General features: G+C 65.9%; 13 protein-coding genes and 2 pseudogenes. 8 read left to right on the forward strand and 7 right to left on the reverse strand.

Going from position 1 to position 14917, the window contains the following annotated elements:
- Window positions 1-18: 18 nt before the first annotated feature.
- Window positions 19-708 (forward strand): HAD-IA family hydrolase, encoded by a 690-nt coding sequence (locus tag ACIOEW_RS36520; RefSeq protein ID WP_401969438.1) that lies wholly within the window; start codon window positions 19-21, stop codon window positions 706-708.
- A 122-nt stretch (window positions 709-830) separates the two neighbouring features.
- On the opposite strand, the gene ACIOEW_RS36525 is transcribed toward ACIOEW_RS36520, so the two are convergent.
- On the reverse strand, window positions 831-1622 hold the full coding sequence (locus ACIOEW_RS36525; protein WP_401969439.1) for a hypothetical protein: 792 nt from the start codon (window positions 1620-1622) through the stop codon (window positions 831-833).
- A gap of 457 nt (window positions 1623-2079) precedes the next feature.
- Between ACIOEW_RS36525 and ACIOEW_RS36530 the strand changes: the two genes are divergently transcribed.
- The 3 genes from ACIOEW_RS36530 to ACIOEW_RS36540 all read left to right on the forward strand — a co-directional run bounded on the left by ACIOEW_RS36530 (window position 2080) and on the right by ACIOEW_RS36540 (window position 4390).
- On the forward strand, window positions 2080-2754 hold the full coding sequence (locus ACIOEW_RS36530) for a hypothetical protein (protein ID WP_401969440.1): 675 nt from the start codon (window positions 2080-2082) through the stop codon (window positions 2752-2754).
- A 118-nt stretch (window positions 2755-2872) separates the two neighbouring features.
- Window positions 2873-3475, forward strand: coding sequence for a hypothetical protein (locus tag ACIOEW_RS36535; protein ID WP_401969441.1), 603 nt, complete (start codon window positions 2873-2875; stop codon window positions 3473-3475).
- Window positions 3476-3703: 228 nt separating this feature from the next.
- Entirely contained in the window at window positions 3704-4390 is a 687-nt protein-coding gene (locus ACIOEW_RS36540) for a hypothetical protein (RefSeq protein ID WP_401969443.1), read from the forward strand.
- A 155-nt stretch (window positions 4391-4545) separates the two neighbouring features.
- On the opposite strand, the gene ACIOEW_RS36545 is transcribed toward ACIOEW_RS36540, so the two are convergent.
- Entirely contained in the window at window positions 4546-6189 is a 1644-nt protein-coding gene (locus ACIOEW_RS36545; protein ID WP_401969445.1) for a hypothetical protein, read from the reverse strand.
- 458 nt (window positions 6190-6647) lie between these two features.
- On the opposite strand from ACIOEW_RS36545, the gene ACIOEW_RS36550 reads away from it, so the two are divergent.
- Both ACIOEW_RS36550 and ACIOEW_RS36555 read left to right on the forward strand, forming a co-directional pair.
- Complete coding sequence (locus ACIOEW_RS36550; RefSeq protein WP_401969446.1) at window positions 6648-6893, forward strand: hypothetical protein; 246 nt, start codon at window positions 6648-6650, stop codon at window positions 6891-6893.
- On the forward strand, window positions 6890-7387 hold the full coding sequence (locus ACIOEW_RS36555) for a hypothetical protein (RefSeq protein WP_401969448.1): 498 nt from the start codon (window positions 6890-6892) through the stop codon (window positions 7385-7387). The genes ACIOEW_RS36550 and ACIOEW_RS36555 overlap by 4 nt, the downstream gene beginning before the upstream one ends.
- Window positions 7388-8373: 986 nt before the next feature.
- On the opposite strand, the pseudogene ACIOEW_RS36560 reads toward ACIOEW_RS36555, so the two are convergent.
- Window positions 8374-8482, reverse strand: a pseudogene (locus ACIOEW_RS36560) (IS5/IS1182 family transposase); the annotation flags it as partial.
- Between the two features lie 5 nt (window positions 8483-8487).
- On the opposite strand from ACIOEW_RS36560, the pseudogene ACIOEW_RS36565 reads away from it, so the two are divergent.
- Window positions 8488-9020: pseudogene (locus ACIOEW_RS36565) on the forward strand (IS5 family transposase); the annotation flags it as partial.
- Here ACIOEW_RS36565 and ACIOEW_RS36570 read toward each other — a convergent pair.
- The 4 genes from ACIOEW_RS36570 to ACIOEW_RS36585 form a co-directional block, all read right to left on the reverse strand.
- On the reverse strand, window positions 9017-9361 hold the full coding sequence (locus tag ACIOEW_RS36570; protein WP_401969450.1) for a DUF2750 domain-containing protein: 345 nt from the start codon (window positions 9359-9361) through the stop codon (window positions 9017-9019). The pseudogene ACIOEW_RS36565 and the gene ACIOEW_RS36570 sit on opposite strands and share 4 nt — an antisense overlap.
- A complete protein-coding gene (locus ACIOEW_RS36575; RefSeq protein ID WP_401969541.1) occupies window positions 9282-9941 on the reverse strand; it encodes a transposase in 660 nt (219 codons plus the stop codon). Before ACIOEW_RS36575 ends, ACIOEW_RS36570 begins: the two co-directional genes overlap by 80 nt.
- 188 nt (window positions 9942-10129) lie before the next feature.
- The gene (locus tag ACIOEW_RS36580) at window positions 10130-11293 is read right to left on the reverse strand and encodes a ParB/RepB/Spo0J family partition protein (protein WP_401969451.1); all 1164 of its coding nucleotides are present in this window, start codon (window positions 11291-11293) and stop codon (window positions 10130-10132) included.
- A complete protein-coding gene (locus ACIOEW_RS36585) occupies window positions 11290-12444 on the reverse strand; it encodes a ParA family protein (RefSeq protein WP_401969452.1) in 1155 nt (384 codons plus the stop codon). Before ACIOEW_RS36585 ends, ACIOEW_RS36580 begins: the two co-directional genes overlap by 4 nt.
- A 1453-nt stretch (window positions 12445-13897) precedes the next feature.
- Between ACIOEW_RS36585 and ACIOEW_RS36590 the strand changes: the two genes are divergently transcribed.
- Window positions 13898-14902, forward strand: a complete 1005-nt coding sequence (locus ACIOEW_RS36590; protein ID WP_401969454.1) for a hypothetical protein — start codon at window positions 13898-13900, stop codon at window positions 14900-14902.
- Window positions 14903-14917: the final 15 nt, after the last annotated feature.

A 14917-nucleotide genomic window follows, 5' to 3' on the forward strand; every position in this document is an offset into this window, starting at 1 on the left:
AGAGCTGAAGAGGCCCCGATGACCGCACAGCAGCCCCAGCCGTCTCACCCGCTGACCGCCCTCGACATCCCCTGCCAGGGCCTGCTCTTCGACAACGACGGCGTCCTGGTCGACTCCGACCACGGCGTCGACCAGGCATGGAGCCAGTGGGCCTGCGACCGCGGCCTGCCCCCGGAACAGGTGACCGCCATGGTGCACGGCCGCCGTTCGGCCGACACCGTCGCCCTCCTGGTGACCGACCCGAAGGAGCGAGGGGCCGCGCTCGCCGCGATCGACCGCTTGGAAGTCGAGGCCGCGGCCACCACCACCGCGCTTCCTGGCGCCCGCGAGTTCCTCACAAGCCTGCCCTACGACCGGTGGGCGGTGGTGACCTCGGGAGTCACCGCCCTGGCCCGGGCCCGCCTCGCCGCAGCGGGACTGCCCACGCCACCCGTGCTCATCACCGCGGACGACGTCAGCCATGGCAAACCGGCGCCTGACGGCTACCGCACGGCAGCCGACAACCTGGGCTTCGCCCCGACGCGGACCGTTGTCTTCGAGGACAGCACCGCGGGGGCGAAGGCCGGAGCCGCAGCGGGCGCCACCGTCATCGGAGTCGGACAGCGCGGACTGGCCACCGACGCCACCTTCGTCGTCCGCGACCTGCGCGGCCTAACCTGGCACGACGGCGTCCTTAGCCTCGCCGCCGCGGACCTGCTGCGGTTCTGACCACGCCTGCCGCGTCAGACCCGGGGGCGAGCTCAAGCGGTCAGCGCATCACCGCTGTTCAGGAGGGGGCCCACGGCCCGGGTCAGCCGGCCCGAGAAGTCTCCGGGCAGCGCGACGCTGGGTCAGCCAACCCCGACCACCGCCTCGTCCCGGACCGGCCGGGCCAGGCGTGCCCGGGACAGTGCGAGGACCACGGCGCCCGCTGTGACCCCGCACGCGCCGAGCGCCGCGGCGCCGGCCAGTGCGGAGTCCGCGAGCAGCAGCCCGGACACGGCGGAGCCGGCCGCGATGCCCGCGCCTATCAGGGTCACCAGCCAGGCGAACGCCTCGGTCACCGTCCCCTCGGGGGCAAGCTCGCCGACCATCCCGAACGCCACCGTGAGCAGTGGCGCGAAGAAGACACCCGTGCCCACCGCGACCAGGCAGACTCCGAGCGGGCCAGGCACCAGGGCCACCAGCCAGTACGCGCCCGCCATCCCGCCGCACAGAAGGACGGCCTTGATCGGGGCGGCAGCGCTCCAGCCGAGCGCGCCGTAGGTCATGTCGGCGATTTCGCGAGCGGCTCGCAGCGCGTCGTCGTGGGATGAGGCAGCGACGAGCGCGAGGCGGGAGTGGTGGCCCAGGCGCCATGGGTGGGTGGCGTCGGCCGGTCCGTGCAGGGCTTCCGGTAGGCGGTAGATGTGGAGACCGGGGACCGGCTCGACGGCCTGCACCGCGACGGTGGTGGCAGACCCGTGGAGGCTGATCTCGTACGTGGAAGCCGGCAGGGGCTCGGGGTTGGGGTCGGTCTCGGGGTGGGTGAAGCGCACGTGCTTGCCCAGGCACGACTGGTCCCGCAGCGCCGTAGACCTCCTGTCAGGAAGTTCCTTCGACCTGGACGACCACATCGACGGGCTGACAGAGCGGACGAACATCCTCTTCATTCCAGCAGGACCCGCCCAGTTCGCAGACAGCACCGACGAGCCACAGGTGCAGGCATAACGCTGCAGCCGCTCCCGATGCCCAACCTCATCTCGGAGCCTGTCTGGCACCGGTGCACGCTACGAGCAGGCTTTGGGGCCTGCCGGACCCAGGCGGCTGTCCGGCAGGCCCCGGAAGACCAAATCGCTCAAAGACGACGAATCATGGCATGCGTCCCAAATATCGGGCCACAGAACAGGGGTGCAGGCAGCCAAACTCAAGAGTCCCGGTACGAGTCGATCTCCCCGCCGCTGAGAGGCCGTCAGGCGGCCCTACAGCCCTTCCCGCCCCGTGGAGGAGGAGGTCGGATCGACCAGGAGGGTGACAGCGGCCACCATGTGCTGAGCACTTGATCTGGCGAGTGAGCGTTGACTTGGCGGAGCTGAGCACCCGAGGTTGCAAGATGACCCCATGAGCGAAGCGATAGCGCAGGACCCTTGGGCGCAGAGGGTGTATCTGACCTGGCTTGCGCGAGACATCCGGTACACGCTTGATGCGCTTGAGATGCTGCTGGACCGCGCCCGTCTTGACCCGGTACCTCTGTCGGCGTGGATCTATCTGGAGGACGTCCTCGTCTTCACCGGCAAGGTCTCCAGAATGCTCTGGCCCGTCGAGAAGAAGAGCAAAGGCCAGACGGACGAGGGCCTTCAATGGCGGCTGAAGCGGGGGCCCTACCTTCGGAGGGTTCTTGGGGTGGATGACAGTTCTCCTCTGAAGGACCGAAAGGTCCGCAACGGGAGCGAGCATTTCGACGAACACCTTGACGAGTGGGTCGTCCACCATCCCCGGCCGACCCGTGAAGAGCTGGAAGCCGACGCCCTGGCAGAGCTCCCCGCACCTCCGATGCGGCTGATCAATGCGCAGTCCCGGACTGTGGAAGTGGTGGGCGTCCGATTCGAGCTGGGGCCCGTGGATCAGGAGCTCCGGCGGATCCTGGCCAGGATCGAGGAACTCCAGCCGCTGGCCGCACTGCCAAACCCGGAAGTGGCTGCGATGCTGGGCAGCCTTCCTCCGATCCCTGTGATCTCGTTGGACGCCCCGACCAGGCGACCCGATGAAGACGTCACCACGGGCGCGGACGTATAGGCAGTACTTGCTGAGGGCTTCAGCTGGAGGATCCCGCCAGCTGAAGCGCTCAGCCACATCCGATGTGACTGATCGCGATAGCGGAGGTGCATTGGCTGCGGATACTGTCCGGGCAGGAATGCCCCCGTGGTGGGCGGCGCAGAGGGGGATTCTTGTGGACGGGGAGTTGATCACGGCGATCGCCGCGGTAGTCGTCGCTGTTGCAGGAACCGGGTACTCGGCCGTGCAGACACGGACGGCGAAGGATGCCGCGAAGGCCGCGACGGATCAGGTGGACCTGATGCGGCGGCAGATCGAGAGGGAGGAGAAGGACCGCTTCGAGAGTAGCGGGCCCGCGTTCGAGGTAGACAACGCGCACGCAGACGAGTCCGATGCAAACGTGCCGCGCGCGCTGGTGAAGGTCAAGCAGGCATCCGGGTCGCGACTCGTTTCCGTGGTGGTCGCCGCAAGTGGTGCCGGTGTGGAGGGGATGCGTGGCGCCTTCGATCGTGACTCGGCCTGGAACTACCGGCGGGAGGAGTGCATCGACTTGGGAGCGTCAACCCCGGGTGCCGTACACGACGTATATGTGGACCTGGACTTCGACACCCACCGGACGGACGTGCATTTGACGCTGGTGTGCTACACCGAGGCTGGTGAGCGCTGGGAGCGAGCGCTGGGGGCACGGGTGGAGCCTTTGCCCGAGCCGCCACGAGGAACACGCAGGGCCTGGGCAATTTGAAGCCGTAGGCCAGGACACGATTCGCAGCCAGGAGCTGAGCCCACTCGTCATAGTCGCGCCTCTCGCGGTCATCGTGCCGCGGACCGTCGCCCAGGACGGTCGAAAAAACGAGCGCGCTACTCGGCAAACGGCGTCAGCAGGGCGCTCAGGCACATCCGACAGCCCTGTCCTGTGTCCCACCTCATGACAGAGTGATCAGGTTGGCCTGTGTGCGGTGGGGGGAAACACGTGAAGCGACGTCTCAAGGCCTTGGCGGTTGCGGCCATGGCCACGTTGGCGCTGGCCGGCTGTGGTAGCAGCGGAGAGAGCAGTACCGAGGGGAGCAGCCGCCCATCAGACAGCCCGTCGACGGGTAGTTCGGGACAGGCCTGGGATTCATCAGTGCCCTACCGGTTGAAGTTGCCGGCGGCGGTACTCAAGGGCGCTTTCACGGAGGCCGATCATTCCGAGCCCGATCAGGGCATTGCGTCGATGCTCTCCGGGCAGATCGAAACCGGCATCTCCGCGTTCGCTGCATACCAGCCCGCCGACCGTACGTCGGATACATCGGGGCCCGTCCTGGCGGTGACCGGTGTGTACGGAACCGTGCTCAGCCCAGTTAACGCCCGCGACCAGTTCCTGAAGATCCTCGACAGCCGGACCAGTGACCCCGAAGGGCGCTCCACCGTGATCATCGGGCCTCGTACGGTCATCCCTCAGGGATCGTCGGAGCCCGTTTTCTGCCGGATCGTTCAGGAGGCCGATCAATTCGGAACGACCTGGCAACCGAGCTGCTCCTGGGCGGATGGTTCGGCTGTTGTCGAGGTAACTCAGAGCGTGCAATCCAACAAGAATCCTGCCGCGTTCGACCTTGAGGCCTTTGCGGCCAAGACAGCGATCATCCGCAATGAGGTCCGCTCCCCCATGGCGCCATAGCTGCGTCCCTCGCTTCGGCGCCGGGCCAGTCTACTGAAGCGTGCCGTGATAGACCATTCGTACACCGGCGAGGTACGCGCCACCTGTACTGCAGCGGGCCAACCTTGCGGACTTGGTCGTGAGCCCCAGAGGCCGGTAGGACTGAAGGCGCCGGCCTATCGGCGCCCGCCGGATGGCGGGTGCGGCTCGCGGCGGCGGGTGAACTCCTTGGCGAGTTCGACTCGGGCGCGGTGCGGGCCGCCCGAGGTGGTGGTGCACCGGGCTTCGGCGCCTTGACCGCAGTCTGGGCAGGTCACCTCGTACGTCCGCCACGGTCGCAGGGCGTGCTGCCGCTCTTTGCGTTCCTCGATGATCGGGCGCGTCCGCTCGTCGTGGGCCCCACCCTGCGCCTCATCAGCCGTGGTATCCGCGAGACACCTTGTTCCTCTGCCGACACCACAGCGAGGACAGTTTCCTTCCACCCAGTTCCGGTGGGCCACCTTGCGGTGCCGCCCCCCTCCCCCGGCTTTCGGGCCTCGCTGCAGGCCCTGGCCGGGTTCGGCTGGAAGACCGGCGCGTTCCCGCCATGCCTCGATCTGTGATCGGCGCTGCGGGCTGATGGTGTCGACCTGCTTCGCCGTCTGCATTACCTCCCCGACCTTTGACAAGAAGAGATCTGCATCCATGAAGTGAGGAAGCTCGTCGAGGCCGTCGAGGAGGCCGTTCAGATGCTCGATCCTGGCCGCGGCGACGGCGGCAAGGTAGTCGGTGGCTGCCGCGATCACATGGTCCTCCGACTCGGAGATGCCATCCTTGGTGGCCGCCCTGGCGAGATTCCGGAACCTGCGGACCCTTCCGTGACGCTGTTCGGCCACGGCCTGGTCCAGATCGGCGAACAACTGCCGCCGGTTGGCAATCTGCTTCTCAATCCAGAGACGCCCATGGCGCACGGCCGCATCCATCTTTTCCTGCACGCGCGGGCTCACCCCGGTGATGCCGGTGATCTCACCGCACATTGATTCCGCCAGGGAAATGGACTCAGTCCGGCGTGCGTAGAGCAGCTTGCGGATCAGCTCCTGCGCCCGGGTGTCCTGTGCCGACTCTTGCTTCTTGCCCGGCGTCCACTTCGGTGCCGGGGGCGCGCTGCGGGCCAGAGTGATCTGTTGAACCGCTGGGGTCGACAGGCCACGACTGGTGATCTCGCAGTCCTCCAGGTCGAACCACTCGGTGGGCCGGGCGAACGCCTCGGTTCCGATCCGGACATGGCGGGTTGTCCCCTGGCTGTCCAGACGAATGCGGTGCACGTACCAGCGCTCGATGAGGGTGTTGCGGTCCACTGGCACGGACAGCCCAAGCACCGGCTCGCTCTCGCTGTCCCACACCGGGGGCACCGACTGGTCCAAGTGCATGCGCAAGTGGTGGTGGGGGAGCTGGACATCAACAACCGAGCCGATCGGCACCCCGTCGAATTGGGCGAACTCAAAGACGGCCTGTTCGCCGCGATGGTGCAGCCACGCCGCGGCAGCAGACTTCACGTACAGGTGGTCGGCGCTGGAGACGCCCCGGGCCCGGCGCCGGCACACGTGAGGGTGTCCGTCGGGGCCGGGAAAGTGTGCGAAGTGGCAGACCCGGTCGGTGTACAGCTTGGTAGTCAACTGCAGGCCGCAGCCGCCCAACAGCAGCCCACACCAGAACGAGTCGCCTTCGTACCGTTGCCGAAACGTGTCTAGCTCGATCGCCTCGAGCGGCAGCAGGAGAGGCTCGTCGGAGTCTGCGCTGCCCAAGGCAGCCGTCTGGATCTGCCGCCTGTCCTCCACCACCAGCGCACCCCTCCCCCATCCATCTTGCCAGCCGATCTGTTGACGGCGCCGCCGATTCCAACGCACCGGATCATCGATCGGTTTCCTCGGGCGGGCGGCGCCATACTGCTTGACCGCTTCCCGGGCGGCGAACCAAGACCTCTCCCCCGTGGTTCAGCCCATGTCGCAGGACTCCTTAGCGCCCGGCCCCTTCAGCCGAATACGGACCGGGCGAAGGTGACGGTGCCAGCGAAGGCATCGCCAGCACCAGCACCGCGACGACAGCCCATGTTCCCCGCCATCACAGCGCAGGCAGCGCCCACAGGAGGCTAGGTTCGCCCAGGACAGCTGGACCGACTACCTCGCTGCCTGCACGAACGACGAACTGAAGCCGCCGGAAAGATCTTGGGGGACCAGTGACGGGACCATCCGCGAGGAATGCTGCGACACCTTGATGTTGCAGGCCCGACGATCGTTCGATGACTGCCAAGAAGCGTTGCCTCACCCTCCATGTTGCCGTTCCTGATCTTCCGCAGAGGGGCGCAAGCGTGGAGGTCCGACCGCTGGTCGACGGTGAGGACATCTTGGCTGAGGTGTTCACAGAAGGGCCGGGCGAAGATCCCAAGTACCTCTTGCTGCCGGACGGCCCGCTTACGGCTGGTCCTGAGCCGCACGAGGTGCGGCTGGCCGAGGCAACGTGCACCGAAGGGTGCTGCTTTATGTGACCATCCGGCGCGACGGCGACCGCGTGATCTGGAGCGAGTGGCGCAACCCCGACAAGGACAACGTTGACCTGCCTGAGTTCTGGTTCGATGCTCGGGAGTACCAGACAGAGGCAGAGCGAGCCGTTGCGGACCACAGCTGGGAGTGGCCAGCACGCACCGTTGCCCGGCTGTTGGAGCTGGACCTCAGAGAGCGCGCCGGCTGGCTTGCACGATGGGAATGTGAACTCGGCGGTGTGTCCGCCTGGCTTTGGGAGCCCGACCAGATCAACCTCTTCCTCTTCCATCCGTGCCGCTCGGCCATCAGGGAAGACCGCCCATGGCTGCAGTTCCAGGTGGTGCTTGACGTTCCCAGTGACGACCCTGAACGTCAGGCCGAGAGACTTGCTGAGCAACTTGTGGCGGGTGACCCACGCCAGACAGCCGAGGTCTGTGGCGGATCTCCGGAGTACGCCAGGCAGCTTGGTTATCCGTGGCCGCAGCGGCGGAGGGCCTGACCGCAAGGAACACCGCATGCAGGCAGGAACAGTGCAAGGTTGGAACACCGCCTCTTCACCAGGCCCTCCAGCGAGCCCGGCGCTGTCCCGCTCACTGGCTTGCGGCGGCCTGCTGCCCCAGGGACTGCCGCCCAACTCCCGAAGGCCAGTACTCCCCACAAGCCCTTGGGGAGAACAGGCCTCCTCTGCGTTCTGCGCCAGCCGATACATGTCCGGATCACTTCAACCTCGGTTTGGAATGCAGTCAACCGCTCCTTCCGGGCAATCTGTCGGGCCTCTCTCGGACTGGATGTTGTACGCGTACAACGTTCAAAGGGAAGGCGGTGCCCTCCGACGAATGTTGTACGCGTACAACGTTGGTGATCCGTACGAACGGCCTGGCTACCGACTGCCGTCCACAGCTTCGATGCTTCTGTCACACCGAAGTCCGTTAGACCGGTGTATGTGAGGCCCCGCAGAGAAGGCTCCGGTCATCACCCGCAGTCTCAGATGTTGTACGCGTACAACATCCAAGACCGGCAAGAACCTGATACGGAGCGGCCTTGCCCCTGGAGGTCTCTCGAGCCTGATGGTTCTGTCTCACGACGGCGCTTCGGTGGGTGCACGCGATGCTATGCCGCTGGAGGGGCTCAGGAGCCACGATGAGGTAGCTGGGCGCAGGATGCCGGCGGTGACGACTCGGAGGGGGCAGGGTGCGAATCCAGATGCTGTGCGCCGCGCATGCAACAACTGCGGGGCAACCACGAAGATCAACACCCGGCCAGGTCGCCTCTACTCCCACCAAGTGCCAGGCCAACTTGCACCTGCTTTGCCTCAGGAGAGTTCGTAGCACCCCCGCAGGGCGGTGACCGCTCCTCCTGCCACCGTTCAGAACTGCGCGGAAGACTTCTGAATCTGGTTCCCCGCAGCCCATCATTGACGGCACGTCGAGAAGCGTCCGCACTTTTCCTGGCGGGCTATAGGGACTTGGGAACAGGCGCTGCCCTACGAAGCCCGGCGAGGAGAACCTCGTGAAGCCAGTGCCACACGCCCGCCTCGGTCCTCGGCAAGGCCGCGCCAGCACGTCATGCCAGAGCCGAAGCCGAGCTCCTCGGGTTGCACTGGACTTCGAGCGGGCTGCCGTCGACGGATCTCACCTACGGGCGCCAAAGGGGTTCCTAAGACGGGACGAAGCCCTTTTTACCGGGGTAGGACGGGCAGAAAGCGTCATCTGATCACGGATGCCACCGGCATCCCGCTGGATGTCACGCTCACCGGCGGCAACCGTAACGACGTCACCCAGCTGATCCCGCTCCTCCAGGCCGTGCCGCCCGTGCGTGGCAAGCGGGGCCAGCCCCGGCGCCGCCCCGAAGTGGTTCTGGGTGACCGCGGCTACGACCACGACAAGTACCGCCGGCTCGTCCGGGACCTCGGCGTGAAGCCGCTGATCGCCCGCCGCGGAACCGAGCACGGATCCGGCCTGGGCACCCAGCGCTGGGTCGTGGAACGTGCGTTCGCCCACCTGCACTGGTTCCGCCGCCTGCGGATCCGCTGGAAGATGCGCGACGACATCCACCAAGCCTTCCTCACTCTCGGATGCGCACTCATCTGCTGGCGGCGACTGCGCGCTCTGACGAGCGATGCCCTGGGCTAGTCAGCCGCCGCCAGTCGGTTGAGAATCTCCATGGGGGTGAAGTCCCAGCCGACCAGGCGCGGCCCGCTCCAGTTGATGCCGATCTTGTACCCCTCTCGGGCGGCATCGGGCAGATCGCGATCGCGCCAGGTGTCCAAGGGCACGGATTCAACGCGTAGCCCGTGCCCCCAGATCTTCGCTGCCCTCTGGGCGCGAGCCGAGGTCGACCAGAAGGGGAGACTTCGCGTGCCGTCCGCAGAGAGGGGAGCAGGGCTCCCGTCGTCATCCCGGACAAGCCAGACCACTCTGCTTTGGCGGATGTCTCGGAAGAATGCTGCCGCTTGCGAACCGCCCTGACTCATGGCCACCGAGCCTAGCGTTCCCCGCCACTCTTTTCGTTAGGAGTTCTTGGGCCCACCATGATCCTGGAGCAGAGATGCCAGAAGGAGGGCTTGGATGTTGTACGCGTACAACATCCAAGCCGCGCACCGAGAGTCCTGCGAACAACGAGGACGAGGTCCTGGACGCGCTTCTTACTGCGCCCCACGAGGGCTGGCGGTGACGCCTTCGCACTGACGGCCAATCACTGTACGCGTGCACCATTTGCGGGCCGGGCAAGGGTCCTGCTGCGAATGTTGTACGCGTACAACACCTGTCACCGGCAGGGAGCGGACCCGGAACGGTTCTGGTGCAGATCGAAGACTGCGTGGCTGTTCTCGGTCCGGGGAAGCGGCTCCGTCGTCTTGGCCGACGGCAACTGGCATTGCGTCTCTTCACGGATCTGCTCGCGCCAGGCTCTCGAGCGTGGGAGGCAGCCTCGTTTTTGCGGGTCGCGGGGGCGAGTCCGGCGTAGGCGGCGAGGTGGCCGACGGTCGGGAAGGTGCTGCCGTCACCGACCTCGAACAATATCCGTGTGCCGGTCCTGACGCCGACTCCCGGCATCAATCTCAGGACTTTCGAGAGAGAGTGCCTCTAGGAGGCAGCAAGGCGTAACCGACAAGAATGCGGCGCGTAGCCCAAGCACGAGTGCACGCGGCCGGCTCCATTTCATACGCAAGGAGCATGTATGCCGGGAGGGGCGGGGATGTTGTACGCGTACAACTTCCCGCCCCTCCCGCGGAGCCAGGTTTCTACTTGCTGACCGGGCGTTCCTGCAGGAGCCCTGCTAGTTCCTTCAGCTCCTCACTGGACATGTGGTCTGCCAGAGCTTCGGCAACCTGCTTCACGTCGATAACGTCGATGACTCCGCGTCGCGGCAGAACAGCTGCGCGCCGCGTCGCGTTCTGCACGGGAACCACAGTCGCTTCTCGGTCGACCTCATTGTCTGCCTGCCGCGTGGGGGAGTGCTGGGAGTCGGAGGCCTCCGGGACGGAGCTCGAAGCGGGGGCATCACTGGCCGGACCTGGCAGAGGCGGGGACGCGCTCGTTACCTCTGCAGGCGCCGTGCGGGCTGTGGGGGAGGGGTGGTCGTTCTGGGGCTGTTCTACAGCGTGCTGTGTGCGACCTTTTGCCTGGGCAAGGAGAGCACGTTCGGCTTCCCGATCAGCGGAGCGAGCTGCCTTCTCGTCCTTCAGCACCTGCAGCAACTCAGCTGCGGAGAGCAGGCCTTGGTGGTCCTTCAGATGTCGGACCAGGAGGCGTCCGTCTCGTTCCGGAAGGTCACCAGAACTGAGCATCTGCTGGATCGCTTCGGGTAGTTCAAGCAACGACAGCTGGTGCGTGATCCAGGACCGATCCTTGCCCAAATTCTCCGCAGCACGGGCTCGAGCTCCACGCACTGATTCTTCAGCACAGACCTCAACGAGCTCGTTGATGCCGCGCGCCCGCTCGATGATGTCGAAGTCGGCGCGGTCGAGGTTCTCCTTGAGGAGATGGTTTATGAACGTCTCCCGGGACGTCGCCAGCTCGTCACGTACAACGAAGTCCAGAGCATCCAGTCCGACCTGGGCGGCGCTGCGGTAGCGGCGCTCCCCATTGACGAGGATGTGGCCGACGTCGCCAACCTCATCTTCGTGATCCGGCCACAGACTCAGGTAGGCATCACGCGAGACAGCAACGCAGGCGGCGAGCTGTGTAACTCGCAGTTCCTCGCCGAAGCGGGTCAGTTCTTCCTTGGTACCGAAGTTACGCCGCGGGTTGAGAGGGGTGGGAGCAACTTCATTCAGGCGCAGGCGGACGAGCTCGTACGCCGGCACATCTCCTTGCGTGACGGCCTTGGCCCGGCCGCGTGCGCTGCGGCCGCGGGGGACGTTCCCGAACGAAGAGCCGGTACCCAGCCGGTCGGCGGCCTTCATCGGTTCACCGCCAGCGCGATGGTGCGCAGGACCTCGGCCTGCTCGCAGTCAGGAGCTGAGGTAAGGAGCGGTTGCTTCAAACGGGCTGCTTCGCGCTGTTCCTTGCGCTCGGGGATCACGCCCAGCACCGGCGGGTCTCCGATGGCCTTCCAGCTCTCAAGGGAGGAGGTGGCGATGTACCCCTTGCGGCTGTCGTACATGTTGACGATGAAGCCGATCTTGCTGATCTCGATGTCGAGGTCGGCTGTCAGGTCTTCGATCTGGTCGAAGAGCATGTCGTAGGCGTCCGCGGAGGAGTCTTCGGCCAGCACGGGAATCAGAACACCGGAGGCGTCGGCCTCCTCGCCCTCGCGGGTGCGGCCGTAGTACAGAGCGGTGTCCATCGAGTAACCCAGGCTGGGCGGGCAGTCGATAACGATGTAGTCGAACTCGCTCTCAAGCGGCTCCAACGCCTTCTCCAGAGCCGTCTCCTTGATCCGCACGTGCCGGGTGGTTGCCAGCTTGGCATCCAGCAGGAAAGCGTCCTTGCAGCCAGGCAGCAGGAACAGACGGCCGCCGAAGCTTCCCTCCTCTATCGGGACGAGCAGGTCGCGCAGCTTGCCCTTTCCTTCCCCCAGCATGTGCTTGGCCAGGCTCGGGCTGTCGATGTCGAGCATTGGGTAGCCGAGCTGCTTCGTGAGATGGCACTGGGGGTCGAAGTCGATGAGCAGGACGCGCTGGCCGGATTCCGCGAGCGCCTCGGCTACGCCGGCGGACGTTGCCGTCTTGCCAACGCCGCCCTTCTGATTGCCGAAGATCAACCGTCGGGCACCGGTTGTGCGGGGGGCGCGGCGGGGGGAGGGGTGGCTGTCGAGCCAGAGTCGAATCGACTGGGCGATGCCTTGGTTGAAAGCGACCCCACGGCCCTTGCAGACGTCCTTGAACTGGCCGTACAGCCCGGCGGGAAGGTAGGTGGCGAACGAGGCGCCACCGGACGTATCGACCTGTGAGCGGGGGACTTCCTCGGTTTTCCAGGCGTGGACACCTTCGGTTACGGCGTCCTTGATGTCCACGCCCAACTCGGCTGCACGAACCTTGAGTTCCTGTCGGAGGGCTGCCGGCAGCTTAGCGACTACCTTTTCCCGATCATCGGGACTGTATGGGACGGTCATGCGGGTACCTTACTCACCTCATGGGTGGTGGCAACGCGACACCCCGCCAATACAGTGGAAGCAGATCGTCAGCGAGGCCGTAGCGCAAGGATCGAATCGCCCAGGACAATGTCCCAGCCCCGGTGCGATTTCACCGCCTTCGCACCCTCGATTCCCGCAACCGGATCCGTGAGCGCCGACACCAGGTCGAGACCGAAGGGGTAGGAAGTCCACTCCAGTTCCCAACGATTCCCGTTCCCCCACAGACGCCGGCGCACGGACCAGACGGGGCGCTCGTCAGGCCGATTGAGCGGATCATCGAAGAACGTACCCACTGCCCACGAGCCTTGGGGATCGCGCAGGCACAGACGAACCAATAGCCCTGCCAGGAGAACCTCAGCGTCGGGGGACGCCGAAGGCAGGTCACCGAGTACCGCCCGCTCCTCTTCTGTGAGGGCGCTACTGGTGCGCCACACACCGCACTCTTCGAAGTCGACCTCATCATCAGGGCCGGGCGGGTACTTGGCTGCGACGTGACGGACATTGACGCGCCCGTGGGCAGGTGGCGGAGCCGGTAAGTCTCACCGATCTGCTCCTCCAGGCGTAGCCCGGGCAGCTTCCTCCCGGCCCCGGGCCCGCTGGGAGTCAGCCAGCGCGCCACGTTGTAGGGGGCCCCGCAGACAACAGCCAGATGGTCGAACTGCGGCGACAGGACCATGTCGTAGGCGGTGACTCCATAGATCGCCCACTCGCCCGGCCACGCTTGCAAGTCACCCTGGTTGAACACACCCAAGGCCAGGAGAAAGCGCAGCCGGCACTGTGCTGGCGTGCAGTCATCCAGACCCAAGCCGCTCGAGTGGCGGGCGATGCCCAGGGCGGCGGCGCCTGAGCTCTCACCGGTGTAGCGACGCCTCTGGCCAGCGGAGACACGACGTGTGGAATGAGACATGCTGACGTCCTTGAAGCTGCCCGGCCAGCAGAAGGTCGCACATCGCGATGACGATCAGTTATCCGACTTTGCGAAGCGGGCGCCCCACACCCTCTGCGCACACCCCACATCGGTCCGGGCCCGACAAGTGTGTGCTGGCCGGGCCTACGCGAACCGGCAGATCCCGATCGTAAGGCCCGCCGCGCCCTCAACCGACCGTTCACACCGAACGCCCCACGATCGGGTGACGGCTGAGCGCGAACGAATACAGCTCCGAGAGGCGACCGAAGGGGCTGACCAGCAGTGACCCGCAGCGAGGGACATGCCCAAGGCTCCCGAGACAGGCCGGCTCAGCCGGAGCGGCCCGTACCATTGTGCTGTCGGCCTGGGAGGGCCGTGGTCCCTCAGAGCGTCGCGGCCCAGCAGACGTTCGGAGCAGGGACCGAAGGAGCTCAGCTTTACTCCATCACGACCACCCAGTTCTGAAACGGGAACGGCAGCCACGCGCCGTACCGCGGGCCGCAGGTACGGGAGCAAGGGCCTCCCATGCGACACCATCGAGTAAGCCGGACTGCTGAACTCCGCTGCTGTCTTACCGGCGAGACCTACCAACAGGCGTACGCCGCCCTCCGTCGAGGACAGCCGCCGATCCCGCCAGCCTCCACCGCCGAACAACGCAACTTCGAGGCAGACGTCTTCGACGAACTCCTCAAATCCCGCAACCGGTTCACCGAGTTCACCTTCGGGATTCGCCGCATCCACCCCCACCCCGACACCCTCAAGATCGAGGTCGAGAGCGAACAGCGCGCCACGGACCTGCTGCACCGACTCCTTCCGGTGTACGAACTGGACACAGGCGAGGTCTACGGACTCTTGGGGCTGCGCATCCGCCAGATCAGCGAGCGCGGCATCGAACTGCACATCTGCGACCGGCAGACGTCACTGTGGCTGACGGGACTCCCTCCGAGCGCATGGCGCCGGATCACGAAGAACCGCCCCGCCGAACTGGCCCCCGGCTGGCGCTCGCTGTGGCACAACACAGGCACCTGGACCGCAGAAGAAGCCGCCTCGGAAACCCAGTGGAACACCCCGAAGTGGACCCAGCACTTCTACGATGGCGCCTGGTGCACGAGCGGACTCCTGCGCCGCCTCGCGGCCTTCCACACCGTCGCCCCCGCCTACGCGGTCACTGGGTGGAAGGGCCTGGGCATCCCCGGCTACGGCGACAAAAGCCCCGTCCGGTGGTGCTTGGAGGTCGACTACCGCCCCGGCGTGCCCCAGCACAGAGACCAGTTGGTTGGGGCCCTGACCGACCCCGTGTTCGGGCTGCCCCTCGCATCCGCACAACACCTCGACGCGTCACGAGGTGGTCCACTCCCAGCCCACATCGTGCAGCTCGATGACGCAGGGCGTACAGCCCTGATCGAACTACGCTCTTCTATCGGAATGTTCGACTCCCTTAAGAAGAGGCATCCAGACGTCGATGCCAGAATCAGGAACAGGGTCCAACGGATCCTTACCCGGCATGAGAACTGGTCGCGTGCTGTATGAGACGGTCCTGCCGCC

This window comes from Streptomyces sp. NPDC087901 (assembly GCF_044742205.1).
In the GTDB taxonomy this organism is placed as follows: Bacteria; Actinomycetota; Actinomycetes; order Streptomycetales; family Streptomycetaceae; genus Streptomyces.

Bases quoted from the DNA above. Each gene is read 5' to 3' on its own strand.
- ACIOEW_RS36520 (WP_401969438.1), top strand. From the start codon at position 19: ATGACCGCACAGCAGCCCCAGCCGTCTCACCCGCTGACCGCCCTCGAC.
- ACIOEW_RS36525 (WP_401969439.1), bottom strand. From the start codon at position 1,622: ATGTTCGTCCGCTCTGTCAGCCCGTCGATGTGGTCGTCCAGGTCGAAG.
- ACIOEW_RS36530 (WP_401969440.1), top strand. From the start codon at position 2,080: ATGAGCGAAGCGATAGCGCAGGACCCTTGGGCGCAGAGGGTGTATCTG.
- ACIOEW_RS36535 (WP_401969441.1), top strand. From the start codon at position 2,873: ATGCCCCCGTGGTGGGCGGCGCAGAGGGGGATTCTTGTGGACGGGGAG.
- ACIOEW_RS36550 (WP_401969446.1), top strand. From the start codon at position 6,648: ATGACTGCCAAGAAGCGTTGCCTCACCCTCCATGTTGCCGTTCCTGAT.
- ACIOEW_RS36570 (WP_401969450.1), bottom strand. From the start codon at position 9,361: ATGAGTCAGGGCGGTTCGCAAGCGGCAGCATTCTTCCGAGACATCCGC.
- ACIOEW_RS36575 (WP_401969541.1), bottom strand. From the start codon at position 9,941: ATGCCGGGAGTCGGCGTCAGGACCGGCACACGGATATTGTTCGAGGTC.
- ACIOEW_RS36580 (WP_401969451.1), bottom strand. From the start codon at position 11,293: ATGAAGGCCGCCGACCGGCTGGGTACCGGCTCTTCGTTCGGGAACGTC.
- ACIOEW_RS36585 (WP_401969452.1), bottom strand. From the start codon at position 12,444: ATGACCGTCCCATACAGTCCCGATGATCGGGAAAAGGTAGTCGCTAAG.
- ACIOEW_RS36590 (WP_401969454.1), top strand. From the start codon at position 13,898: ATGCGACACCATCGAGTAAGCCGGACTGCTGAACTCCGCTGCTGTCTT.